Here is a 25,623-nt window from a genome sequence, read left to right as displayed (position 1 = left end):
ATGGTGATGACCACAACATTCAAGGTATGGCGCAATGGCATATACTGGCCAACCCCAATCGACTCTGCGCAGGATATCGCCCCCCATGGACAATCCAGATGGCGATCTGAAGTCTCTTCTCATCCGGGTGGCCGAACATGCCGACAAGGCCGCGTTTGCCACTCTGTTCACTCACTTTGCGCCGCGCATTCGCAGCTACGGCCTGCGTCACCTCGGCAGCGAGGCCAACGCCATGGAGCTGGTACAGGAGACCATGCTGCTGGTGTGGCAGAAGGCTCGTCTCTACCACCCCGAGAAGGGGGCACCAACCACCTGGATCTACACCGTCATGCGCAACCAGAGCTTCGACATGCTGCGCCGCCGCCGCGCCAGCAAGGAGGATCTCTGCGCCGAGGAGTTGTGGCCCATGCTGGAGTTCAGAGCGGAAGAGGAGCACCTGAGCGGTGGTGAGGATGCGGTGCTGACCCGCCAGATGGCGCACTATCTTGCCACCCTGCCGGAACCGCAACAGCAGGTGGTGCGCGGCATCTATCTGCAGGAGTTCTCCCAGCAGGAGCTGGCGGAGCGACTCGGCGTGCCTCTTGGCACCATCAAATCTCGCCTCAGACTGGCATTACAGAAATTGAAAGAGCAAGTGGAGCAAGGCCATGATTAAAACCCATCCGACTCACGCCATGTTGCGCGCCTTCGCTGCCGACGAGCTGCCCCTGCCGCTGGCCGTCGGTGTCTCTGCCCATTGTGAGCTCTGCCCCGAGTGTGCTGCCAGTCTGCGAGCCTGCGAAGAGGAACTGGCTCGCCAGTATCTGGAGCCGACCGAGCAGCCAGCCGAGGTGAGCGAGCCCATGCCAGCCGGACTCGACGCCGTTCTGGCCGGCATATTGCAGCAGCCAGTGGCTAGCCAGGCCGAGCTCGGCCAACCGGCGTCGTCCACCCCCGAATTGCAGGTAGCCGGCCATTCATACCGCCTGCCCAGGGTACTTGCCCGTCACCATGCCCCCAAGTGGCGCCATATCGGTGCCATTCGCCAGCACAGTTTGCCGCTGGACGAAATGGGGGCCCGCGCCAGTCTGCTTCACATCGAGGCCGGTGGTCGTATCCCCGAGCACACCCATCAGGGTTATGAGCTGACCCTGTTGCTGGCGGGCAACATGCAGGATGGTGACACCTGCTATCAGGCGGGGGACTTCATCTGGCGCGATGCCAGCCATGCCCACAGCCCGCATACGCCGGATGGTTGCCTCTGCTACACGGTGCAGGATGCGCCGGTCCAGTTCACCAAGGGACTGTCGCGGCTGCTCAACGGCATCACCCATCGTCTCTATTGAGGTGGGGCAGCAATAGAAAAAGGGACCGAAAGGTCCCTTTTTCATTCGGCTATTTGCCTGTCATCAGGCAACAAACACCAGGTAGACGGCGAAGGCTACGATGAAGCGGTATATGGCGAACGGGATGAAGTCGAGGCGACGGATCAGCGCCAGGAAGGTCTTGATGGCAATCATGGCGACCACGAAGGCAGTGATGAACCCCACCGCAAACATGGGAAAGTCGGCCATGGAGAGGAGGTCGCGGCTCTTGTAGAGATCCAGCCCGCTTGCCGCCACCATCATGGGCACCGCCAGAATGAAGGAGAACTCGGCAGCTGCCTGACGGCTGATCCCCATCAGCATGCCGCCGCTGATGGTGGCACCGGAGCGGGAGAAACCGGGCCAGAGCGCCAGACACTGGAACAGACCTATGCCGAACGCCTGCTTGTAGCTGATGTCATCCAGGGTCTCGGAGCGTACCGTCGGACGAAACTTCTCGGCGATGATCAGCAAGATGCCGCCGGCAACCAGGGCGTACATCACGGTTTCCGGTCCGAACAGGTTGGCCTTGATCCAGCTGTGAATTCCCAAGCCGATGATCACGGCGGGCAGCATGCCGAGGATGATGTGCACCAGGGAGAGGGTGGCGTGATCCTGAGGTGGTTTCTGGCCAAAGTGGATGCCAATCAAGCCAAACAGGCGGCGCCAGAAGACGGCCACGACAGCGAGAATGGAGCCCATCTGGATCACCACTTCGAAGGTGGCGGCCTTGGGCCCTTCGAAGCCCAGCAGGTGGCCGACGATGATCATGTGGCCGGTCGAGGAAACGGGCAGAAACTCGGTCAGGCCCTCTACTATGCCCAGCACAAAGGCGACAAACAGGGCGTAAGACTCTGTCATGGTTCAGATCTCTTGGTTGATTGGTCCGGATAAGGTCAACCCCGAGCTGGGTCGGGGTGGCCAATGATGGAGGAAAACCGGGCAGGCAACCAGAAAATATTGGGGCGCTGTGAGGGACTGTCGTCATACAGGGTTGCCAGATCCCTTTGCCAGGGGAGGGGGCCCATATCTCGGGGAAGGTGCCGCTGTCACGCCCCTCTTGTCCACGCCGATGCAACAGTGGCTCCTCCCCCTTGCAAGAGCGGCGGCGCGAGAGAGTCAGGCCAGGGTCGTCTCTATCTGCCGTTGCAACGGCTCATCCAGCGGGGGTAAGGCGAGGGCATCGACAGCGTTCACTATCTGCTCGGGGCTGCTGGCGCCAATCAGGGCGCAGCTCACCACGGGATCGCGCAGCACCCACTGCAGCGCCAGTTGTGACAGATCCTGTCCTCGCTGCTGCGCCAGGGTGTGCAGGGCCCGGATCCTGGCCAGCTTGTCCGGAGTGATTTGTTCCGGCTTGAGAAAGGGGCTACCGCTGGCGGCACGGGAATCCGCCGGTATGCCCGCCAGATAACGGTCGCTGAGCAGGCCGCCAGCCAGTGGCGAAAAGGCCACCACGCCAACGCCTTGCTCGCGGCAGACCGGCAGGGTTTCGGCCTCTATTTCCCGCTGGAACAGTGAGTATTTGAGCTGATTGACCAGGCAGGGGGTCCCGAGTTCGGCCAGCCGGTTCGCCGCCCGGGCGGCCAGTTCGGCCGGATAGTTGGAAAGGCCGACATAGAGCGCCTTGCCCTGACGCACCATGAGCGCCAGTACCTGGCAGGTTTCCTCCAGCGGGGTGCGGGGATCCGGCCTGTGGTGATAGAAGATGTCCAGGTAGTCGAGTCCGAGCCGGCGCAGACTCTGATGCAGGCTGGCAAACAGATACTTGGCGCTGCCGCCGTCGCCGTAGGGGCCGTCCCACATCACATAACCCGCCTTGCTGGCGATGATCAGCTCGTCTCTGTAAGGAGCCAGACTGCGTTTGAGCACGCCGCCGAAGCAGGTCTCGGCAGAGCCGGGGGGCGGCCCGTAGTTGTTGGCGAGATCGAAGTGGGTGATGCCAAGATCGAATGCCTGATGCACCATGGCTTTCACCCTGGCGGGATCGCTCCCCTCGCCGAAGTTGTGCCCCAGCCCCAGCCCTATGCTGGGCAGGCGCAGGCCGTGGCGGCCGACGGATCGATAGGGTTGGCGCTGGTAACGGTCGGGGGCGGCTAGGTAGTTGTCATCCATAAAGACTCCTGAATCGGCTCGATAACTGTCAGTGTGCTGTCATGCCCGGTGTCGTTGGCCAAAGCCCCCACCCTTGTCGGAAGAAAGGGCGCAAACAAAGCGCCTCGTTGTCAGAGGGGAGGTCGGGAGAATGACGCCACCAGCACCTGTTTTAGTCTGCGGGGATAAAACGGTAACGGGTCTGGTGATGATAGTGCTGGCCCGGCAGCAGCCAGGGATCACCAAGCGCTGGCCGGTTGGGACTGTCTGGCAGCTGCTGCGCTTCAAGGCAGAAGCCGTCGTAATCCTGATGGGGCTGACCGCTGCGGTTCGGCGTGCTGGCCAGCCAGTTGCCGGTGTAGAACTGCAACGAAGGCTGGTTGGTATAGACCTCCATCGTCAGCTGTTTATCCCCCGACACCACCTGCGCTGCTCGCCCCTGTTCAGGACCATTGAGGAGAAAAGCGTGATCGTACCCCTTGGCCTGCCGTTGCTGGGGGTGGCTCAGCCAATCCAGGCCCATGGGGCGTGCAACCCGCAGATCGAAGGGACCTTCCACTGGCGCAATGGCCAGCGGCAGGCCGCTGCCGTCGGTAGGCAGGAAGTAGTCGGCATTGAGACTGATGGCATGGTCGCGCACATCGCCGCCCTTGCTGCCCCCATCCAGATTGAAATAGGCGTGGCTGGTGAGGCTGATCGGAGTAGGGGCATCGGTGCTGGCTCTGAACTCCACCACTAGGTCGTACTGTTCCAGTCGATACTCCATCGTCACCCGCAAGTTGCCGGGAAAGCCCTGATCCCCTGCCTTTGACAGCAGGACGAGTTTGACCCGATCCGATTCCTGTTCCTTGATCTGCCAGATCCTGTGATGAAACCCCTCCTGTCCACCGTGCAGGCAGTGAGGCGGTTGATTGGCATCCAGAGCCCAGTGCTGGCCATCATGCACCAGCTCTGCCCCGCCGATGCGGTTGGCAAAACGGCCCGCGACGGCGCCCAGCCACACCTGTTGTGCGGGATAGGCTTCATCGGCGCAGCCCAGCAGCACTTCACGCCTTGAGCCTGCCACCGGCAGGGTGAGGGAGGTGAGGGTGGCGCCAAAATCGAGGCCGCGCAGGCGCAGCCCTTCTTCATTTTCCAACTCGAATGGTGTCATGGCTTGCCCGCTCCTGTGCTTGTATGGGTACGGCAGACATGACTGTCAGTCGTGATGATCGGGTGCATGCCGTCATGGTGTGTGAAGGCTGTCATAGCTTGCCCGCTCCTGCACTGGCGCGACAGACATAGCTGTCGGCCTTGATGCCGAAGCGGGCCGGGTACTCGGCGTCGACGGCGGCAATCACCTCGGCGACCTGCGCCGGGCGGAGCAGGGCAACCACGCAGCCACCGAAGCCGCCACCTGTCATCCGCACACCGCCCTCGCGGCCAAGCCTGGCTTTGATGATCTCCACCAGACCGTCGATGGGGGGCACGGTGATTTCGAAGTCATCGCGCATGGCGGCGTGGGACTCGGCCATCAGTTGGCCGAGGCGTACCAGGTCGCCGGACTCCAGCGCATCGGCGGCGGCCAGAGTACGGGTATTGTCGCCCACCACGTGGCGGGCGCGGCGGTAGCAGACCTCATCCAGCCCGGCTTTGCCTGCTTCCAGTGCAGTCAAGTCCAGATCCCGCAGTGCCTTGACCCCGTAGTGGCGGGCGGCGGTTTCACACTGCTGGCGGCGGGTGTTGTACTCGCTGTCCACCAGACCGCGGCGCACGTTGGAGTTGACGATCAGCACCGCCAGATCGGATGGCATGGGGATGAGGCGGGTTTCGAGCGAGCGGCAGTCGATCAGCAGGGCATGATCCTGCTTGCCGCTGGCGGAGATCATTTGATCCATGATGCCGCAGTTGCAACCGACGAACTGGTTCTCCGCCTGCTGACCGTTGAGGGCAATCTCGGCTTGGCTGATGTGAAGCCCCAGCGCCTCCTTGAAAGCCTGGCCTATGGCCACTTCCAGCGAGGCGGACGATGAAAGGCCTGCCCCCTGCGGCACATTGCCCGAGACCACCAGATTAAGGCCGTGCAAGGCCTGGCCGCGCTCCTGCAGGTACTTCACCACACCGCGTACATAGTCGCTCCAGCGTTGGCTGGGGTGGTGCTCTATGGGCTGGTGCAGGTCGAACCGGTCGCGCTGGTTGTCGTAATCGGCGGCGATCACCTGCACCTGACTGTCGTTGCGCAGGCCGATGGCGACGCAGGTCTCGTAGTCGATGGCGCAGGGCAGTACGAAACCGTCGTTGTAGTCGGTGTGCTCGCCGATGAGATTGACGCGGCCGGGGGCGCGCACCAGCAGGTCAGGTTGCTGTTCGAACTGCTCGACAAAAACGGCGCTGACGCGTTGGCTGGGGGTCATAGGGCCTCCTCATTGGCTTGGCTGGTGTGTTTGTAGTGGATTGGACTGAGTGCGCGAAGTCGTTCTGCCGCTTGTTCCGGCGTCAGATCGCGCTGGGTCTCTGCCAGCATCTCGAAGCCCACCATAAATTTGCGCACTGTGGCGGAGCGCAGCAGCGGCGGATAGAAGTGGGCATGCAGTTGCCAGGCCTCGGGGCAGTCTGAATGGGGCGGGGCGAAGTGCCAGCCCATGGAGTAGGGAAAGCTGCACTCGAACAGATTGTCGTAACGGCTGGTGAGCTCCTTGAGCGCCACCGCCAGATCCTGCTGCAGCTCGGGGGTGAGGCTCAGCAGGGAGGGCACATGGGTCTTGGGCAGCAGCAGAGTTTCGAACGGCCAGGCGGCCCAGAAAGGAACGACTGCCAGCCAGTGTGCTGTTTCCACTACGATGCGGCTGCGATCTGCCAGCTCCCGCTCCACATATTCGACCAGCAGCGGGCGGCCGTGCTCGGCCAGCCAGTCGCGCTGGTGCTGCTCTTCGCGGGCGATCTCGTTGGGCAGAAAGTCGCTGCCCCAGAGCTGGCCATGGGGATGGGGGTTGGAGCAGCCCATGACGGCACCCTTGTTTTCAAACACCTGCACCCATTGCCACTGGCTCGACAGCTCGGCCACCTGTTCCATCCAGGTGGTGATCACTGCCTCTATGGCGGGCCGCGGCAGCTCGGGCAGTGTCTTGCCGTGATCCGGCGAGAAGCAGATGACCCGGCTGGTGCCGCGGGCGGCTTCCAGTTTCAGCAGGGGGTCCTGGTCGCCGCGGGTGGCCGGTGTGTCTTGCATCAGGGCGGCGAAGTCGTTGGTGAAGACGAAGGTGCCCTGATAGTCCGGGTTCTTGTCGCCGGTGACGCGCTGGTTGCCCGCGCAGAGGAAACAATCCGGATCGTGGGATTGGCTCGGCGCCTGACTGACCTTCTCGACCTGACCCTGCCAGGGGCGCTTGGCCCTGTGGGGGGAGACCAGCACATATTGACCGGTCAGCGGGTTGAAACGACGGTGGGGGTGATCAACAGGGTTGAACATCATCACTCCTCATTACCTGATGAAATGGATGGGGTGGCCGCCAACGGGGGCCTGGAAGAGAGGGCGAGCGGCGCTGTGCATGCTTACGCCTCGTACCCCTGTGGATTTCTGGATTGCCAGCGCCAACTGTCGGCGCACATGGTTGCGAGATCCCGGTTGGCGCGCCAGTTCAGCTCGCGCTCTGCTTTGCTCGGGTCGGCCCAGCACTCGGCGATGTCGCCAGGGCGTCTTGGTTCGATGCGGCAGGGTAGCGGTTGACCGGAGGCGGCTTCGAACGCCGCGATCATCTGCAGTACGCTCTGGCCCTGGCCCGTGCCCAGGTTGTAGATATGTACGCCGCCCTGTCGGGCGCAATGCTGCAGTGCTTTGACATGCCCCTCGGCGACATCCATCACATGGATGTAATCGCGCACGCCAGTGCCATCTATGGTGGGGTAATCGTTTCCAAAGACAGAGAGACAGTCACGACGACCGATGGCGACCTGGGTCAGAAAGGGCATCAGATTGTTGGGGATACCCTGGGGATCTTCCCCCATGGTGCCGGACTCGTGGGCCCCGACCGGGTTGAAGTAGCGCAGCAGCGTTATGCTCCAGTGCGGTTCGGCTCGTTGCAGATCCTCGAGGATCTCTTCGATGATCAGTTTTGATCGACCATAGGGATTGGTGGCGCTGCGGGGGAAATCTTCCCGGATGGGCGTGCTGGCCGGATCACCATAGACGGTGGCCGAGGAGCTGAAGACCAGGCTGTTGACCCCCGCGCGTTTCATCGCCTGCAACAGGGTGAGGGTGCCAGCGAGGTTGTTTTCATAGTACTCGAGGGGAAGGCGAGTCGATTCACCGACCGCCTTGAGGGCGGCAAAATGGATCACGGCGGCTATCTGCTGTTCGGCGAAGATGCGATCCAGCAGTGCTGGGTCACGTATGTCCCCCTGATAGAAGAGGGGGGCACGCCCGCTGATGGCGGCGATGCGGGCCAGCACGCCCACCTTGCTGTTGCAGAGATTATCCACCACTACAGGCTCCATCCCTGCGGTCTGCAGGGCCAGGCAGGTGTGGCTGCCAATATAGCCGCAGCCGCCGGTGACCAGTACTTTCATCCTCTTCTCCATGCTGAAAAAAGCCTGTGAAGGAGTTTAGCCGAGCCTCTGACGAGCAAACTGTGAACTGCTTAACAAAAGCGTGTAAACGATTACACTTGCGCGTGTGGTCATAAATGACACGACTTGGCTTTTTCCCCTGTCATCACTGATGATGCCCGGTATAATGGCTCCGTCTTGAACTGTGAAATAAGTGAAAACAGCATGAGTACCATCAAGGATGTCGCCCGTTTGGCCAATGTATCTGTGGCAACGGTTTCACGGGTGATGAACAACTCACCCAAGGCCAGTGCTGCTTCTCGCGAGGTGGTACAAAAAGCCATGGCCGAGTTGGGCTATACCCCCAACGCCAACGCCCGAGCACTGGTCAGCAAGACCTGTGACACCATGGGCGTGCTGGTGGGTGACGTGGCAGATCCCTTCTTCGGTGCCCTGATCAAGGGGGTCGCTGCGGTGGCGGTGGAGCAGGGATTGCACCTGCTGATGGGTAATGGTTTTCACAGGGCGCAGCAAGAGCGCGAGTCCATCGACTTGCTGATCGGCAAGCGGTGCGAGGCGCTGGTGGTACACAGCAAGGCGTTGAGTGACGAGGAGTTGATCGATTACGCCCTGCGGGTGCCCGGCATGGTGCTGATCAATCGCGATATTCCTGCCTTGAAGGGGCGCTGCATCGCTCTCAATAATCGACAGGGGGCCGCCACTGCGACCCGGCATCTACTGGAGCTGGGCCACCGGCATATCGCTTTTCTCAGCTCGGACCACGCCATCGAGGATGCTACCTTGCGGTTGCAGGGTTACCAGGATGCGTTGACCGAGGCTGGGCTGCGCGCCGATCCCGAGCTGGTCGAGAGCGGCATGCCCAACGAGGAGGGGGGGGAGCGCGCCATGCTCAACCTGCTGGCCAAAGGGCAGCCCATCACGGCCGTGGTTGCCTACAACGATGCCATGGCTGCGGGGGCCATCTCCGTGCTGGCTGACAACGGCCTCAAGGTGCCTGAGGAGGTCTCGGTGGTGGGCTTCGATGACATCATCTACGCCCGATACCTGAGGCCCAAGCTTTCCACCATGCGTTATCCCATCGAGCTGATGGCGGCCCAGGCAGCCAAGCTGGCGTTGCAGCTGGCGGCGGGTGAAAGTGAAGCTGTGCAGAGCCGCATTTACACCCCGACGCTTATCAATCGTCACTCTGTGGCACCCGTTCGAGCCTGATCCCTCCTGTTTCCGTCAGTTTCCTATCCCGGATCGCCCTTTTTCAGGTGGGCGATCCGGCTGCGCTCATTTTTACCTTCATTTAGCGATTTTTTACCCTGCTTTACTTAACACAATTGGTGTAATCGTTTAGATCTGTGTGAGCAAGATCGCCGATCCCCAGGCAAAACTCCCCTACACTGCATAGGTTTTCAGCGTCGATGCAGGGAGAGAAAAAGATGCTCAGGGAGATAGTGGCCCGTCAGGATTGGCAGACCCAGGCGATTACATCGGTGAATCGTCTGGCTGCTCATACCCCTTTGTTCAGCTGGCGCAGCGAGGCGGATGCCCGTGCCGCTCTCGCCTCACCGTCACGGTTGCTGCTGGATGGCGAATGGCGTTTCTCCTTCTTCGAGGCACCGGAGTTCGTGCCTGAGCAGTGGCTAGAGCAGGATCTGGCGGATGCCTGTGCCATCTCAGTGCCCGGTAACTGGCAGCTGGATGCCGCCTATCCGGCGTCGCGTCCCGCCACTGACGGCCCCATCTACACCAATATCAAGTATCCCTTCCCCTGTGATCCGCCCAGGGTACCGGCAGACAATCCAACCGGCTGTTACTCCCGCGAGTTCGAGTTGCCCGCCGACTGGCTGGTCAGCGGCCAGACCCGCATCATCTTCGACGGGGTGGACAGCGCCTTCTACCTGTTCTGCAACGGCCGCTGGATCGGTTATTCCCAAGACAGCCGGCTGCCTGCCGAATTCGATCTGAGCCCATACCTCAATGTCGGTCGCAACCGGTTGGCGGTGCTGGTGCTGCGCTGGTCTGATGGCTCCTATCTGGAAGATCAGGACATGTGGCGCCTCGGCGGGATTTTCCGTTCCGTCAGCCTGCTGCACAAACCCGAGCGCCATCTGATGGACGTGCGGCTGACACCCGTGCTGGATGCCTGTTATCGGGATGCTCGCCTCAAGGTGGAGTTGCAAGTCAATGAGGGCACCGGGCTGGCGGTGGAGGCCAAGCTCTATTTCAGTGAGACGCTGATCGCCGACCGGCGCCAGCTGCTGGGCACAGACGCCATCGACGAGAAGGGCGCTTACACAGACAGAGCCGAGCTATGGCTGGAGGTAGCGACGCCGCACAAGTGGAGCGCCGAGACGCCCCACCTTTATCGACTGACCCTGCTGGATGAACAGGGCGAGCCCATCGAGAGCGAGGCCCATGACGTGGGCTTCCGGGCGGTGGAGATCCGTGACGGTCTGCTGCGGGTCAATGGCCAGTCTCTGCTCATTCGCGGCGCCAACCGCCACGAGCACGACTCAGCCCTGGGCCATGTGATGACCCCTGCCGCCATGGAGCAGGATCTGCGGTTGATGAAACAGCACAACTTCAACGCGGTGCGCTGCTCACACTACCCCAATCATCCTGACTTTTATCGCCTGTGCGATCGGCTCGGTCTCTACGTGGTGGACGAGGCGAACCTGGAGACCCACGGCATGGTGCCCATGGGGCGACTGGCGCAGGATCCCGCCTGGAGTGGCGCGTTTCTGGAGCGGGTCACCCGCATGGTGGCGCGCGACTTCAACCACCCCTCCATCATCATCTGGTCACTGGGCAACGAATCCGGCTATGGCCCTGCCCACGACGCCATGTATGGCTGGCTCAAGCGCAGTGATCCGAGTCGTCCGGTCCAGTACGAAGGGGGCGGGGCAGACACGGCCGCTACCGACATCATCTGCCCCATGTATGCCCGTACCCATCAGGATCAAGCCTTCCCGGCCGTGCCCAAGTGGGCGCTGGCCAAGTGGATCGGCCTGCCGGGCGAGACCCGGCCACTCATCCTGTGTGAATACGCCCATGCCATGGGTAACAGCCTGGGGGGCTTTGCCCACTATTGGCAGGCGTTTCGCGATCATCCCAGGCTGCAGGGTGGCTTCGTGTGGGATTGGGTGGATCAGGGACTCGACAAGCAGACCGGCGATGGCCGCCACTATTGGGCTTATGGCGGTGACTTCGGCGACCAGCCCAACGATCGCCAGTTCTGCTGCAACGGCCTGCTGTTTCCGGACAGGACGCCCCATCCCGCCCTGTTCGAGGCAAAGCGGGCCCAGCAATTTTTCGAGCTGACATTGCTGAGCCAGCATCCCCTGGTGGTGGGGATCGACAGTGAATACCTGTTCCGTACCACGGATAACGAATTGCTGCGCTGGCGACTGTGCGAGAACGGGGTTGTCGTGCTGCAGGGGGAATGCCCACTCACACTCGCGCCTCGGGCCAGTGTGGCGCTGACCTTGCTGGATACGCTGCCAGCCTTTGCGGCAGGCTCCCCCAGCCTGGCTGGAGCTGGCCATAGTGCAACCCGCAGCTACGGCCTGGGCCGAGCCGGAGCATGAGGTGGCGCACCAGCAATTTATGCTGCCAACGCCCATGGCTATTCCGGCGGCGTTTAACCCTGCCGCGATAAGCGAGCTGCCGGATCACTGGCTTGTCTGTGCGGCTGGCAGCGAGTGGCAACTGGACAAAAGCAGCGGCCGCATCCGTAGTTGGCAGAAACATGGCCGCGAACGACTGCGGGGGGCTATTGCCGATCACTTCTATCGCGCGCCGCTGGACAACGACATAGGCACCAGCGAAGCGGATCACGCCGATCCCGACGCCTGGATTGCCCGTTGGGAAAGGGCAGGGCTCAACCATCTGCAGCATCGCTGTCTCGGGTTGGAGGTCAATGCTCATCAGGGCTGTGTGGTGGTCACTCACGGTTACTTCGTCAACGAGGCGCTCAAGCTATCGACCCACTGGCAGCACAGCTTTGGCGCCGATGGTGCCATGGGACTCACCATCAGGGTGGAGGTCGCCGCAGACATGCCATCGCTGCCCCGCATCGGTGCCAGGCTCTGGCTGGATGAAGGAGTGAACCATGAGTTCAATGAGGTGAGCTGGCTGGGCCGCGGCCCCCATGAGAACTATCCGGATCGCCTGCTTGGCGCAGATCTCGGTTGCTGGCAGTTGCCTCTGGCGGCTCTGCACACCCCTTATGTGTTCCCGACCGACAACGGACTGCGTTGTGAGACCCGCCAACTGTTGCTGGGGGACCTGACGTTCGAAGGGCAGTTCCACTTCAGCGTCAGTCGCTACAGTCAGCAGCAGTTGACCCTGGCGCGCCATCAGACCGATCTGGTGGCGCAGGGAGGCCTGCACCTCTGTCTCGATAGTTTTCATATGGGGGTGGGTGGCGATGACTCCTGGAGCCAGAGCGTGCGACCGGAATATTGGTTGCAGCCAGGGAGCTACTATTGGAACTGTGTTCTACGCTGAATCTGACCTGCTTATAGGTAGCGAAAAGGCACGTTCAGGTCCCCACCAAGCGGGTTTAACTTCAACACCATGATTTTTAATGAATTTATTGCTATGTAACAGAGTGTAAACGTTTTCATTTTGTTGCCATGATCACAGACCGACATACAACAAACTGATTACATTAGGCTGGCGCCAGTTCAATTGGTGTACAGCATTCCCTACAAAAACAGATAGAGAGATCGGAGCATAACAATGAAAAAAATCACGACAGTTGCCGCCGTACTGATGAGCCTGATGGCAGGGGCCACTGCCCATGCCGAAACCCGTTTGGGGGTTACCGTCTACAAGTACGACGACAACTTTATGGCTGTGGTACGCAAGGCCATCGAGAAGGAAGCAGCGGCAAACCCGGGTGTGGAGCTGCTGATGAATGACTCCCAGAATGACCAGTCCAAGCAGAACGATCAGATCGACGTGCTGCTGGCCAAGGGCGTGAAGGCCCTGGCGATCAACCTGGTTGACCCGGCGGCTGCCCCTGTCGTGATTGAGAAGGCCCGTGGCGAAGATATTCCGGTCGTCTTCTACAACAAGGAGCCGAGCACTGCCGATCTGGCCAGCTATGAGAAGGCTTACTACGTGGGTACCGACTCCAAGGAGTCAGGCATCATTCAGGGTCAGCTGATCGCCAAACACTGGAAAGCTCATCCCGAGTGGGATCTGAACAAGGATGGCGTCATCCAGTTCGTGCTGCTCAAGGGCGAGCCGGGCCACCCGGATGCCGAAGCCCGCACCTCCTACGTCGTCAAGACCCTGAACGATGGCGGTCTCAAGACGGAGCAGCTGCACATGGATACAGGTATGTGGGATACCGCCATGGCCAAGGACAAGATGGATGCCTGGATCTCCGGCCCCAACGCCAACAAGATTGAAGTGGTCATTGCCAACAATGACGGCATGGCAATGGGCGCCGTCGAGTCACTGAAAGCCCAGGGCAAGACCGCCATTCCGGTGTTCGGCGTCGATGCGCTGCCCGAGGCGCTGGCCATGGTCAAGAGCGGTGCCATGGCGGGTACAGTGCTGAACGATGCAGCCAACCAGGCCAAGGCCACCTTCGAGCTGACCAAGAATCTGGCTGAAGGCAAGCCGGCCGGTGAAGGTACCCAGTGGACTATCGTCGACAAGGTCGTACGTGTTGCCTACGTGGGTGTGGATAAAGACAACCTGTCTCAATTCGAGTAACTCCCTCCTCCAGGGCAAGGGAGATCCCCTTGCCCTTTTTTCAACCAGATGTGATGGCTGATATGACAACACAGCAACAATCAGAATGGCTGTTGGAGATGATTGACGTCAGTAAAAGCTTTCCCGGCGTCAAGGCACTCGATAATGTCAATTTACGGGTCCGTCCTCATTCTGTGCATGCGTTGATGGGCGAGAACGGGGCAGGGAAATCCACGCTGCTCAAGTGCCTGTTCGGCATCTATGAAAAGGATCAGGGCAAGATTTTCTTCAAGGGGCAGGAGGTCAATTTCACCTCCTCCAAAGAGGCGCTGGAAAATGGCGTCTCCATGGTGCATCAGGAACTCAACCTGGTATTGCAGCGCACCGTGATGGACAACATGTGGCTAGGTCGCTATCCCACCAAGGGCTGGTTTGTCGACCACGGCAAGATGTATGACGATACCAAGCGCATCTTTGACGAGCTGGATATCGATATCGATCCCAAGGTCAAGGTGGGCACGCTCTCCGTGTACCAGATGCAGATGATCGAGATCGCCAAGGCATTCTCCTATGACGCCAAGATCGTCATCATGGACGAACCTACCTCCTCCCTGACCGAGAAAGAGGTAAACCACCTCTTCAAGATCATCAACAAGCTGAAAGAGAAGGGCTGCGGCATCGTCTATATCTCCCACAAGATGGAAGAGATCTTCCAGTTGTGTGACGAGATCACCATATTGCGGGATGGTCAGTGGGTGGCAACCCAGCCGCTCAAGGGCATGACCATGGATCAGATCATCGGCATGATGGTCGGTCGCGAGCTGACCCAGCGCTTCCCGGAAAAAACCAACCAGCCCAAAGAGGTGATCCTCGAGGTCGAACATCTGACGGCCAAAAACCAGCCCTCCATCCAGGACGTGACCTTCAACCTGCACAAGGGGGAGATCCTCGGCATCGCCGGGCTGGTGGGGGCCAAGCGCACCGACATAGTAGAAACCCTGTTCGGTATTCGCGATCACAGTGCGGGTGCCATCAAGCTGCACGGCAAGGTGGTGGCGAATCATACGGCGCACGAGGCCATCTTGAACGGTTTCGCCCTGGTGACGGAAGAGCGCCGCTCCACCGGCATCTATTCGCGCCTCGATATCGCCTTCAACTCCCTGATCGCCAATATGGACAGCTACAAGGGCTCCATGGGGCTGCTCAGCAACAACAAGATGAAGAGCGACACCCAGTGGGTCATCGACGCCATGCGGGTCAAGACGCCGACCCAGCAGACGCAGATCGGCTCCCTCTCCGGTGGCAACCAGCAGAAGGTCATTATCGGCCGCTGGCTGCTGACCCAGCCGGAGATCCTGATGCTGGATGAACCGACCCGCGGCATCGACGTGGGGGCCAAGTTCGAGATCTACCAGCTCATCCTGGAGCTGGCGAAGAAGGACAAGGGCATCATCATCATCTCGTCTGAAATGCCCGAGCTGCTCGGGATCACGGATCGCATCATGGTGATGAGCAATGGCCGGGTCGCCGGGATCGTCAACACCAAAGAAACTGACCAGAGCGAGATATTGCGCCTGGCATCTCTGTACCTCTAGAGACAGGAAGACATTTATGGAGTCGGCTAAAAATTTCAATCTGATGCAGGCGCTCAAGGAAAACGCCATCTATTTGGTGCTGCTGGTGCTGCTCATGGTCATAGTGATCCAGGAGCCCTCCTTCCTGAGCCTCACCAACTTCAGCAACATCCTGACCCAGTCTTCGGTGCGGGTCATCATAGCGCTGGGGGTGGCGGGCATTATCATCACCCAGGGGACGGATCTCTCGGCCGGTCGTCAGGTCGGTTTGGCGGCGCTGATCGCGGCGACCATGTTGCAGGCGCTGACCAACGTCAACAAGGTGTTTCCCAGCCTGGGGGAAGTGCCTATTCCCGTGGTGATCCTGCTGGTGTGTGCCGTGGGGGCGTTGATCGGGCTGGTTAACGGTCTGATCGTGGCCTATCTGAACGTAACCCCGTTCATTACCACCCTGGGCACCATGATCATCGTCTACGGCATCAACTCCCTCTATTTTGACTCCGTGGGTGCCTCGCCGGTGGCCGGTTTTGACCCCCGCTTCTCGAGTTTCGCATAGGGCTTTATCCGGATAGGAGGGTTCAAGCTTTCGTATCTCACCTTCTATGCGGCCATCGCCAGCGTCTTTGTCTGGGTGCTGTGGAACAAGACCCGCTTTGGCAAAAACATCTTCGCCATCGGTGGCAACCCCGAGGCGGCCAAGGTTTCCGGCGTCAATGTGGCGGTCAACCTGGTCATGATCTATGCCCTGGCCGGTGTCTTCTACGCCTTCGGCGGCATGCTGGAAGCGGGCCGTGTAGGCAGTGCCACCAACAACCTGGGCTTCATGTACGAGCTGGATGCCATCGCAGCCTGCGTGGTGGGTGGGGTTTCGTTCGCCGGTGGTGTGGGGACGGTTGCCGGCGTGATCACAGGGGTGCTTATCTTCACCCTGATCAACTACGGCCTGACCTATATTGGAGTCAGCCCTTACTGGCAGTTCATCATCAAGGGCGGCATCATCATACTGGCGGTGGCTCTGGACTCCATGAAGTACGCCAAGAAGAAATAACAATTGGCAGGGAGGGTTGGCAATGCCGGCCCTCCCTTCTGGAGGGAACCCATGCCATTCAAGGTCAAGATTTACCTCTTGCTGCTATTGGCCATTCTGGTCACCATCGGCACCGCCTGGTTCAGTGTGAATCACTTTATAAGTGGTTACATTCGAACCCAGTCCACCCAGAACATCAATGAACAGATAGCGCTCGTCAAAGAGAAGCTGGCGGGAGACATCAATCAGAAAATCCTGCTGGCGGCCAACCTCAACTTCGGTGTGACCAACGTCAAGAAGACCCTGCAAGAGACCGGATTTCACAACATCGTCAAGGTGATTGGCGACATGGCATTCGACGTAGGCGGTGTCATCAACGATGCGGCCAAGGTGGATGCCCTGCGCAAGCTGATCCCCGAAGCCAACAACCAGATCACCATCAGCCCGTTACAACAGGTGGATGGCAAGCCGGTCATTACCATACTGGTGCCGCGCGGTGCCGATTCTGCCTACCTTTATTACCTCGACATGAGCGAGTTCAAGCGTCTGCTGGAGAAAGTGAGCGGGGAAGGGCGCTACTTCTCCCTTGCTGACGGTCAGGGCAATGTGCTCTACAGCAGCAAGCCGCAGGGAGAGAGCGAGTCTCGCCCCAATCAGCTGGATATTCGTGGCAGCAGCTGGACCCTGACCGGTTATGTCGATCTCGACTATATCCGCGCCATGACCCAGGCACTCAACGGCAAGATTGTCATGGCCCTGCTGGCGGTGGCTGTACTGGTGCTGGTGCTGGCCATGCTGGCGCTCAATGTGGCCTATCGTCCCATCCTCTCGTTGCGGGATCTGGTGCTGGAGCTTTCTCGCGGCAGCGGCGACCTGACCCGCCGACTGGCGGTGACGAGCAAGGATGACCTGGGCCAGATCTCGGCCGGCATCAACCGCTTCATCGAGCGTCTGCAGGAGATGATGAGAGAGGTGCAGGGGGCGAGTGGCCAGCTCAATACCGGCATCGAAGGATTGGCCAACCAGACCGGTGCCGCTCAATCCTTGCTGGCGGATCATGTGCGCGAGACCGAACAGGTGGTGACGGCCATCAACGAGATGAGTCGCACTGCGGTTTCCGTCTCGGAGAGTGCCGCCAGCACGGCCCAGCTCACTGGCCAGAGCCAGCAGCTGGCGGATCAATCCCGTCAGGTAGTCGATCAGGCCATGGCCAGCGTGATGGCGCTGGTGGACGAGGTGGCGGCGACGGCGCGATCCATCGAAGCCATGCAGCAGGATGTACAGCAGATTGGTTCAGTGCTTGGGGTAATTGGCAGCATTGCCGAACAAACCAACCTGTTGGCGCTCAACGCTGCCATAGAGGCGGCTCGCGCCGGTGAACAGGGACGGGGTTTTGCGGTGGTGGCGGACGAGGTGCGCTCGCTGGCGGCTCGCACCCAGAAGAGCACGGCCGAAATCCAGACCATGCTGGCCAGCTTGCAGCGGGGAACTCAGACTGTGGTGGATGCCATGAGCAACACCAAGCAGAGTTGTCAGGGGGCGGCCGAAAACACCACCAAGGTAAACGAGTCGCTGGACTTGATGGCGGGCGAAGTGGTGGAGATCAACGATCTCATCAGCCACATTGCAACGGCGGCCGAGCAGCAGAGTGCGGTAGCGGAAGAGATCAATCGCAACATGAGTGCCATTGCCGAGGTGATCCGTCAGTTGACCAGCAACGGGGAAGAGACGGTGGCAAGCTCGGCGTCGATGCAGAAGACTTATGATCGGCTGAGAGAAATCGTGGGGCACTTCCGACTGGCGTAATAGCGGTATGGTGTGGCCGAGGTAAAAAAAAGCCAAAAAAGATGGGGGCGACTTGCGTCGCCCCCGATAGTCTTATCGCTCATATCCTTGAACGAAGTTGCTCCCTGCAATCCCTGACTATACCTCTTCCTTTAGGTTTCCCCTTCCCAATCCTTTGGGGTGTCCATTAGCCATCATGGCCTGACGAGTCATCCGTTCCCGTCGCACTTTCTCCGTCCCGGGAGGTGTCCTTTACCACATCCTGTGGTGAGTCCATTTGCCCAACCCTGGCAGCCAGTCTTCCTGACCGACTTCATTGCGTCCGTGCAAGAGTAACTATAAGGATTTCAGGAGGGACGACAACGGCAGTGTGAAAAACGTTTCTACCGATCTGGTTACGAAGGAAACCTTTATGGTTTTTTTGTTTTTAAAATCATTATTTTAGTAATTTATTGTTCAGGTTTTTCGATCCTGTCTTCCGACTATCGCGGGGTCTTTTCAGGCGCCTGGCTTACGCAGACAACGGCGAATGTCTCACACTCCATTTAACTCGGGTTCCGGAAGTGGAGAGGGAGTCATTAAAGGGGAGCAGGGGGATGAGAATGGCTGCCAATACGGTGAGATTCAGTTGTGCTCTTGCAGCCGCTCATAGATGGTTTGGCGCTCTTCCGGGCTAAGAGAGGAGAAATAGTGGGTGAACAGGCGCAACAGCAGGGATTTGTTCATGCCGTCCTGCTGGGTCAGGTTGCCCAGCTCGTCGATGGCCGCTGTACTCAGGGAGAAAGTTGCCTTTTTATAGCTGGGTTTCAGGTGTTCGCCACGCTCGATAAAGGCGAGCGCCGTCAGGGCTTCATCCCGATGCAGGCTCAGCTCAAGACTGACTACTTTGGGTTTGCCCTTGGCGTAGAAATCCGCATCCTCGATAAACTCGTCGATGGTGAATTTCTTCTGATGATGCAGATTGTGCTTCTTCTTCAGGTCGGCAAGGCCCATTTCACACCTCCAGCTCCAAAAACTCCTTGGCGATGGTCCGGATCTCTTCGGCCGATTTGCCATCTGGCTCGATCTCCATGACGGAGAGGCCCTTCTCTTCACTGTCGTCATAGACGTTGCGGCTGTAGGTGATGGCGTTCAGTACATCGACCCCGAACGAGGAGCAGACCTCCTTGGCCTCCAGAATGCGTTTTACTTGGTTGGGCAGAGCAGGGCACTGGGTCAGTACAACGGCAGCCTTGAGGGTGGGATTGACCATCTTGCAGGTGGTGATGAGGTCTTCCATGTGCGGCAACGTCTTGAGGTCGCGGCGCTTGGGTCTAAGCGGGATCAGGGCATGGGTGGCCACCGCCATGGTGGAGCGCAGAGCCCGGTTATCCTGACCACCGCAGTCGACGATGACGTAGTCGTAGCGGTTCTTCAGGCTGAGCAGGTCGTTGCGAATGTTGCCGTAGAGCTGCACGCAGTTGATCTGGGGGAGATCCGGGTTGTCATTGCGCTCCTGGATCCAGTCGGAGGTGGTGCGCTGGGGGTAACAATCGACCAATAACACTTCGCCATGAAACCGGGTTCTGAGGTCGACTGCCAGATTCTGAGCCAGGCAACTCTTGCCGCTCCCACCCTTCTCACCACCGACCAGCAGGATCATGACAGTCCCCTATCCCTATGAAAAATAGCTGCCTTGAGTATAGGAGGGGGTTGATGCATGACAAGCCAGGAGGAGCCGGGCTCCTCCTGGCTGTCACACTCAGTAGTGCTGACGACCTCCGTACCACTGACACACATACTCGGGGACCAGCATCTGGGGGGCCTTGTCCACATGGCAGACCACCATGGGGATGGCGGGGGCGCCTTGCGCGCTGACCAGTGACGGTGTTGCGGGCAGAACCAGGGCGGCAAGCAGAAACAGGGACTTGATCTTCATGACTATCTCCTTGGTGACAGAACAGGGCGTGATCCGGATCACTTTCTGAGTTAAGTCGAGTCGGCCTGTGACGCAAGGTTGCGAAATAAATTCAACTAATGAAAAAAGTTTGAAAAGAGGGTGTGGCAGGGTCGGTGAAAAATGCATGACCAAGATGCTGGTTTTGTGCATATCCATATAAAAGGTATGTCACTGACAGCTTGCGGCACAGGCCTGTGCTGGCGGGTCTGGCACAATGCCATGATCTGGGACAAGAAGAGGATTATTCAGCGAGCGATCCGGTTATGACTATTTATCTTGGTATCCCTCCCTTTAAAATCAGTGAAGAATTCATTTTTTTGAATATTAAATTCAATAGATTAAGAATTCCTCTCTATGTATATGAAAAACAAGTTTTTTTGTTTTTGTTTGTTTTACGCTGTCGAGATTTAAAATGAATGAAATAAGCTGAAATATGAAATTAAAGTGTAGGAAATTGCTTATTCAAGCGGTTCTGTTGAATGGGAGATTGTCAGTTCTGTTATGCTCGTCAAAGAATAAACTGTGGTTTTATTCAGTTCTGGCTGAATGTGATCAATGTCCAAGTTTGGCGTGATTTGCAGGTCTAACCTCTGTCTCGAAAGGCAAGGGCAGGATAGAACACAAGCTGAGTACCCTACATAAAGAATATCCCGCCTTAGCCACGAGCATGAATAGAAGGAATCTATTCAATCACTCGCAGGGACCACTGCTAGACGGAATATAATCATGAGCAAATTTTATGTAGGTTCTGAAGTTGGCCAATTACGCCGCGTCATGCTGCACCGCCCCAACCTCAGTCTGAAGCGTCTGACCCCTTCCAACTGCCAGGATCTGCTGTTCGACGATGTCCTGTCCGTTGAGCGTGCCGGTCAGGAGCACGACAAATTCGCTCAGGTACTGCGCGATCAGAATGTCGAAGTTTTCCTGCTGACCAACCTGTTGGCTGAAACCCTGGATGTACCGGAAGCCAAAACCTGGCTGTTGCAACATCAGGTCTCCGATTATCGTCTCGGCTCTTCTCTTGCCAATGACGTGCGTTGCTTCCTGGCGGACATGCCGCACCGTGAGCTGGCCCGCATCCTCTCCGGCGGCCTGACCTACTCAGAGATGCCTTACAGTGGTGTCAACATGGTCGTCGGCATGCACGCTCCGACCGATTTCATCATTGAACCTCTGCCGAACCATCTCTTTACCCGTGACACCTCCTGCTGGGTTTACGGTGGCGTCTCCATCAACCCCATGGCCAAGGCCGCCCGTCGCCGTGAAACCAACCATGTGAAGGCCATCTACCGGTGGCACCCGCAGTTTGCCGGTCAGGACTTCATCAAGTACTTCGGTGATGAGGATCATGACTATGACAACTCCACCATCGAAGGGGGAGATGTGCTGGTAATCGGTCGTGGCTCCGTGCTCATCGGCATGTCCGAGCGCACCACTCCGCAAGGGGTCGAGCACCTGGCTCGCAGCCTGTTCAAACACGGTCAGGCCAAACAGGTCATCGTCATGCAACTGCCGAAACACCGCAGCTGCATGCACCTGGATACCGTCATGACCCACATGGATATAGATACCTTCTCCGTCTATCCGGAAGTCATCCGCAAGGACGTGAACTGCTGGAGCCTGACTCCGGGCGGTGCCACCGGCATGAACATCAAGGAAGAGGGTTACTTTGTTTCCGCCATTGAAAAAGCGCTGGGCGTGGATCAGCTCAAGCTCATCACCACGGGTGGTGACAGCTTCGAAGCCGAACGCGAACAGTGGAACGATGCCAACAACGTGCTGACAGTGCGTCCTGGCGTGGTGGTGGGGTATGAGCGCAACACCTACACCAACGAGAAATATGACAAGGCCGGCATCACAGTTCTCTCCATTCCGGGTGAAGAACTGGGTCGTGGCCGCGGCGGCGCCCGCTGCATGAGCTGCCCGATGGAACGTGACGGCATCTGACAAGACGGCGTGGCGCCGGCAGAGGCTGGCGCCACACATACCAAGACTCGAGATCAACACTCATGAAAAAACCAACTGTCGTCGTCGCCCTGGGTGGCAATGCCCTGCTCCGTCGTGGCGAGCCCCTTGAAGCGGATATTCAGCGCAAAAATATCGCCACCGCTGCCAAGACCATCGCCCTGATAGCTCAGGAGTACAACGTGGTACTGGTGCACGGCAACGGCCCGCAAGTCGGCCTGCTTGCCCTGCAAAACAGCGCCTATACCAAGGTCTCTCCCTATCCCCTGGATGTGCTGGGCGCCGAGTCCCAGGGCATGATCGGCTACATGCTGATCCAGGAGCTGAAAAATCTGATGCCGAGCCGCAATGTCACAGCGCTGCTGACTCAGGTGCAGGTTGACCCCAAGGATCCGGCGTTTGCCAATCCGACCAAATTTATCGGCCCCGTCTATGAGGAAGCCGAAGCCCGCGCCCTGGCCGAAGAGAAGCGCTGGGTCGTCAAGGCTGACGGCAAGTTCTTCCGCCGCGTGGTGCCGTCACCGCTGCCCCAGCGCATCGTCGAGGGAGACGCCATCGAAACCCTGATCGCCCAGGGTCATCTCATCATCTGTACCGGTGGTGGTGGCATTCCCGTGACCTGGGATGGCAAGTGCCTGACCGGTATTGAAGCCGTCATCGACAAGGACATGTCTGCCGCCTATCTGGCCAAGCAGATCAAGGCCGACGCCCTGCTGATCCTGACCGATGCCGATGCCGTCTACCTGGATTGGGGCAAGCCGACCCAGCATCCGCTGCGAGTCACCAGCCCGGATGAACTGGCTGGCGTCAAGTTCGATGCCGGTTCCATGGGGCCCAAGGTTGAGGCGTCCTGTGAATTTGTCAAAGCGACTGGCGGCATGGTCGGGATCGGCTCGCTGGAGGATGGTCTGGCCATCCTCAAGGGAGAGGCGGGTACCAATATCATCGCCACTCGCACCGTGGGTGTGTAGCCAATAGTGCACCCGAATGTGACTCGAACAAATTTGAACTGTGAATGCGTAGCCAACACTACTGCCTATTTGGTCTGAACAAATATAGAGAGAGAACTCATCATGGCTTTTAATCTGCGTAACCGTAACTTCCTGAAACTGCTGGACTTCACCCCGCGCGAAATCCAATACATGATTGATCTGGCCATCGACCTGAAAAAAGCCAAATACGGTGGCTATGAGCGCAAACACCTGACCGGCAAGAACATCGCCCTGATCTTCGAGAAGACTTCCACCCGCACCCGCTGTGCGTTTGAAGTGGCGGCCTTTGACCAGGGCGCTCAGGTCTCCTACCTTGGCCCAAGCGGCTCCCAAATCGGTCACAAGGAGTCCATGAAGGACACCGCCCGTGTACTGGGGCGCATGTATGACGGCATCGAATATCGTGGCTACGGCCAAGAGATCGTGGAAGAGCTGGGCGCTTATGCCGGTGTCCCGGTCTGGAACGGCCTGACCAACGAATTCCACCCGACCCAGATCCTGGCCGACTTCATGACCATGCTGGAGCACGGCAAGGGCAAACGTCTGGATCAAATCAAGTTCGCCTACCTGGGTGATGCCCGCAACAACATGGGCAACTCCCTGATGGTCGGTGCCGCCAAGATGGGTATGGATATTCGCCTGGTCGCTCCGAAAGCCTTCTGGCCGGAAGAGGATCTGGTTGCCAAGTGCCGCCTGATCGCCGAAGAGACAGGCGCTTGCATCACCCTGACCGAAGATGTGAAAGAGGGCGTGCTGGGCACCGACTTCCTCTACACCGACGTCTGGGTATCCATGGGTGAAGCAAAAGAAGCCTGGGATCAAAGGGTGAAACTGATGACCCCGTATCAGATCAACATGGACGTCATCAACGCCACCAAGAACCCGGATGTGAAGTTTATGCACTGCCTGCCGGCGTTCCACAACGATGAGACCACCATGGGCAAGGAAGTGGCTGACAAATATGGGATGAAAGGTCTGGAAGTGACCGAGGACGTGTTCGAATCAGAGCACAGTATCGTGTTTGACGAGGCCGAAAACCGGATGCACACCATCAAGGCAGTGATGGTTGCTACGCTGGGCGACTAAGGTCGCAGTAGTGGTGCCGGGGGGTAACCCCCGGCTTTTCGACCATGTGACGGCGGCATAATACCTCTAACCCTACAACCCGCAGCTTGCATGGATACCACACCACAGAAGGAAGCTGGACCATGACCAAATTCAAGTTCCCGTCAGCCTACACGATACTGTTTGTGCTGATCGCCTTGGTGGCCGCCCTGAGCTGGGTAGTGCCAGCCGGCAAATATGACATGATCATGAACGACGCCCTCGGCAAGGAAGTGCCGGTGGCCGGAACCTACAAGCTGGTAGAGGGGAATCCCCAGGGGATAGTCGACGTGCTGCTGGCACCTATCGATGGTCTCTACAACCATGACACTTATGAGGCAGGCGCCATCGACGTCTCCCTCTTCATCCTGATCATCGGTGGTTTTCTTGGCATTGTGACCAAGACGGGTGCCATCGATGCCGGTATCGAACGGGTCACCGATCGGCTGCGTGGCCGTGAAGAGTGGATGATCCCGATCCTGATGGCGTTGTTCGCCGCAGGGGGCACTATCTACGGCATGGCCGAAGAGTCGCTGCCCTTCTACACCTTGCTGGTGCCCGTGATGATGGCCGCCCGCTTCGACCCGGTAGTGGCCGCTGCGACCGTATTGCTGGGTGCCGGTATTGGTACTCTGGGTTCTACCATCAACCCGTTCGCCACCGTCATTGCCGCCAACGCGGCGGGCATCTCCTTCACCGACGGCATCTGGCTGCGTGTCGCCATGCTGGTGGCCGGCTGGTTGCTGTGCGTGGCTTATGTGATGCGTTACGCCAAGATGGTGCGCAACGACCCCAGCAAATCCCTGGTGGCTGACAAGTGGGAAGAGAACCGTGCCCACTTCCTTGGCAACAAGAGCGACCAGATGCTGGAGTTCACTCTGACTCGCAAGATAGTGCTGGGTATCTTCGTCGCCGCCTTCGCCGTGATGATTTACGGTGTTGCCGTGCTCGGCTGGTGGATGGCGCAGATCTCCGGCGTTTTCCTGGCCGCCGCCATCATAGTCGGTGTCATCTCCCGCATGAGCGAAGAGGAGTTGACCACCAATTTCATCGACGGTGCCCGCGACTTGCTCGGTGTGGCCCTGATCATAGGCATCGCTCGCGGTATCGTGGTGGTGATGGACAACGGCATGATCACTCACACCATTTTGCACAGCGCAGAAGGGATAGTGACCGGTCTCTCCACAGTGGTGTTCATCAACGTCATGTTCGTGCTGGAAGTGGTGCTCTCCTTCCTGGTGCCGTCCTCCTCCGGTCTGGCCGTGCTGACCATGCCTATCATGGCGCCGCTGGCCGACTTCGCCAACGTGGGTCGCGAGCTGGTGGTGACCGCTTATCAGTCTGCCTCCGGTCTGGTGAACCTGGTGACCCCGACCTCCGCCGTGGTGATGGGCGGTCTGGCCATCGCCAAGGTGCCTTATGTGCGCTGGCTGAAGTGGGTGGCGCCGCTGCTCGGTATCCTGACAGTGCTGATCGTGGTTTGCCTGAGCCTGGGCGCCGTGCTCTCATGACACCGATGACATGCAATATGAAACGGGAGCCTGTGGCTCCCGTT

Annotated in this window: 19 protein-coding genes and 2 pseudogenes; 12 read left to right on the top strand and 9 right to left on the bottom strand. The window is 58.9% G+C overall.

Annotation, left to right across the window (positions count from 1 at the left end; all coding sequences use genetic code 11):
* Positions 1 to 85 precede the first annotated feature (85 nt).
* On the top strand, positions 86 to 655 hold the full coding sequence (locus AXW79_RS15965) for a sigma-70 family RNA polymerase sigma factor (RefSeq protein WP_005318397.1): 570 nt from the start codon (positions 86 to 88) through the stop codon (positions 653 to 655).
* Positions 648 to 1,325 carry a ChrR family anti-sigma-E factor gene (locus AXW79_RS15960; protein ID WP_005318399.1) on the top strand — a complete coding sequence of 226 codons (678 nt, stop codon included), beginning with the start codon at positions 648 to 650 and terminating at the stop codon, positions 1,323 to 1,325. The genes AXW79_RS15965 and AXW79_RS15960 overlap by 8 nt, the downstream gene beginning before the upstream one ends.
* Positions 1,326 to 1,388: 63 nt before the next feature.
* On the opposite strand, the gene bacA is transcribed toward AXW79_RS15960, so the two are convergent.
* The 6 genes from bacA to galE all read right to left on the bottom strand — a co-directional run bounded on the left by bacA (position 1,389) and on the right by galE (position 7,982).
* Entirely contained in the window at positions 1,389 to 2,204 is an 816-nt protein-coding gene (bacA, locus tag AXW79_RS15955) for an undecaprenyl-diphosphate phosphatase (protein WP_005318402.1), read from the bottom strand.
* 258 nt (positions 2,205 to 2,462) lie between these two features.
* On the bottom strand, positions 2,463 to 3,458 hold the full coding sequence (locus AXW79_RS15950) for an aldo/keto reductase (RefSeq protein ID WP_005318403.1): 996 nt from the start codon (positions 3,456 to 3,458) through the stop codon (positions 2,463 to 2,465).
* A 151-nt stretch (positions 3,459 to 3,609) separates the two neighbouring features.
* A complete protein-coding gene (gene galM, locus AXW79_RS15945; RefSeq protein ID WP_005318405.1) occupies positions 3,610 to 4,590 on the bottom strand; it encodes a galactose-1-epimerase in 981 nt (326 codons plus the stop codon).
* A gap of 91 nt (positions 4,591 to 4,681) precedes the next feature.
* Complete coding sequence (gene galK / locus AXW79_RS15940) at positions 4,682 to 5,830, bottom strand: galactokinase (protein ID WP_005318407.1); 1,149 nt, start codon at positions 5,828 to 5,830, stop codon at positions 4,682 to 4,684.
* Positions 5,827 to 6,885 (bottom strand): UDP-glucose--hexose-1-phosphate uridylyltransferase, encoded by a 1,059-nt coding sequence (locus tag AXW79_RS15935; RefSeq protein ID WP_034282629.1) that lies wholly within the window; start codon positions 6,883 to 6,885, stop codon positions 5,827 to 5,829. The genes galK and AXW79_RS15935 overlap by 4 nt, the downstream gene beginning before the upstream one ends.
* Before the next feature lie 83 nt (positions 6,886 to 6,968).
* The gene (galE, locus tag AXW79_RS15930) at positions 6,969 to 7,982 is read right to left on the bottom strand and encodes a UDP-glucose 4-epimerase GalE (protein WP_005318411.1); all 1,014 of its coding nucleotides are present in this window, start codon (positions 7,980 to 7,982) and stop codon (positions 6,969 to 6,971) included.
* A gap of 204 nt (positions 7,983 to 8,186) precedes the next feature.
* Here galE and AXW79_RS15925 point away from each other — a divergent pair, with 204 nt between their 5' ends.
* The 6 genes and pseudogenes from AXW79_RS15925 to AXW79_RS15900 all read left to right on the top strand — a co-directional run bounded on the left by AXW79_RS15925 (position 8,187) and on the right by AXW79_RS15900 (position 18,089).
* Positions 8,187 to 9,191, top strand: a complete 1,005-nt coding sequence (locus AXW79_RS15925) for a substrate-binding domain-containing protein (RefSeq protein ID WP_011898254.1) — start codon at positions 8,187 to 8,189, stop codon at positions 9,189 to 9,191.
* A 218-nt stretch (positions 9,192 to 9,409) separates the two neighbouring features.
* Positions 9,410 to 12,482, top strand: a pseudogene (locus AXW79_RS15920) (beta-galactosidase).
* Positions 12,483 to 12,716: 234 nt separating this feature from the next.
* Positions 12,717 to 13,703 (top strand): galactose/glucose ABC transporter substrate-binding protein MglB, encoded by a 987-nt coding sequence (gene mglB, locus AXW79_RS15915; protein ID WP_005318413.1) that lies wholly within the window; start codon positions 12,717 to 12,719, stop codon positions 13,701 to 13,703.
* A 53-nt stretch (positions 13,704 to 13,756) separates the two neighbouring features.
* Positions 13,757 to 15,277: a galactose/methyl galactoside ABC transporter ATP-binding protein MglA gene (gene mglA / locus AXW79_RS15910; protein WP_005318415.1), complete on the top strand. Its 1,521-nt coding sequence runs from the start codon at positions 13,757 to 13,759 to the stop codon at positions 15,275 to 15,277.
* Positions 15,278 to 15,293: 16 nt separating this feature from the next.
* Positions 15,294 to 16,304: pseudogene (mglC, locus tag AXW79_RS15905) on the top strand (galactose/methyl galactoside ABC transporter permease MglC).
* A 51-nt stretch (positions 16,305 to 16,355) separates the two neighbouring features.
* Positions 16,356 to 18,089: a methyl-accepting chemotaxis protein gene (locus AXW79_RS15900; RefSeq protein ID WP_005318417.1), complete on the top strand. Its 1,734-nt coding sequence runs from the start codon at positions 16,356 to 16,358 to the stop codon at positions 18,087 to 18,089.
* Positions 18,090 to 18,692: 603 nt separating this feature from the next.
* On the opposite strand, the gene AXW79_RS15895 is transcribed toward AXW79_RS15900, so the two are convergent.
* The 3 genes from AXW79_RS15895 to AXW79_RS23360 all read right to left on the bottom strand — a co-directional run bounded on the left by AXW79_RS15895 (position 18,693) and on the right by AXW79_RS23360 (position 19,986).
* On the bottom strand, positions 18,693 to 19,061 hold the full coding sequence (locus tag AXW79_RS15895; RefSeq protein WP_005318419.1) for a hypothetical protein: 369 nt from the start codon (positions 19,059 to 19,061) through the stop codon (positions 18,693 to 18,695).
* Position 19,062: 1 nt separating this feature from the next.
* A complete protein-coding gene (locus tag AXW79_RS15890; protein ID WP_005318422.1) occupies positions 19,063 to 19,710 on the bottom strand; it encodes a division plane positioning ATPase MipZ in 648 nt (215 codons plus the stop codon).
* Between the two features lie 99 nt (positions 19,711 to 19,809).
* A complete protein-coding gene (locus AXW79_RS23360) occupies positions 19,810 to 19,986 on the bottom strand; it encodes a hypothetical protein (protein ID WP_005318424.1) in 177 nt (58 codons plus the stop codon).
* A 747-nt stretch (positions 19,987 to 20,733) separates the two neighbouring features.
* On the opposite strand from AXW79_RS23360, the gene arcA reads away from it, so the two are divergent.
* From arcA to AXW79_RS15870, 4 genes are all read left to right on the top strand, one after another.
* Entirely contained in the window at positions 20,734 to 21,954 is a 1,221-nt protein-coding gene (gene arcA / locus AXW79_RS15885; RefSeq protein ID WP_005318426.1) for an arginine deiminase, read from the top strand.
* Positions 21,955 to 22,016: 62 nt separating this feature from the next.
* The gene (gene arcC / locus AXW79_RS15880; protein ID WP_005318428.1) at positions 22,017 to 22,943 is read left to right on the top strand and encodes a carbamate kinase; all 927 of its coding nucleotides are present in this window, start codon (positions 22,017 to 22,019) and stop codon (positions 22,941 to 22,943) included.
* A 102-nt stretch (positions 22,944 to 23,045) separates the two neighbouring features.
* Complete coding sequence (gene argF, locus AXW79_RS15875) at positions 23,046 to 24,050, top strand: ornithine carbamoyltransferase (RefSeq protein ID WP_005318430.1); 1,005 nt, start codon at positions 23,046 to 23,048, stop codon at positions 24,048 to 24,050.
* A gap of 122 nt (positions 24,051 to 24,172) precedes the next feature.
* Positions 24,173 to 25,579 (top strand): YfcC family protein, encoded by a 1,407-nt coding sequence (locus AXW79_RS15870; RefSeq protein ID WP_005318432.1) that lies wholly within the window; start codon positions 24,173 to 24,175, stop codon positions 25,577 to 25,579.
* The last annotated feature ends 44 nt before the right edge of the window (positions 25,580 to 25,623 follow it).

Source organism: Aeromonas salmonicida subsp. salmonicida, from assembly GCF_001643305.1.
GTDB classification, from domain to species: Bacteria; Pseudomonadota; Gammaproteobacteria; order Enterobacterales; family Aeromonadaceae; genus Aeromonas; species Aeromonas salmonicida.
This window is presented reverse-complemented; position numbering and strand designations above follow the sequence as displayed.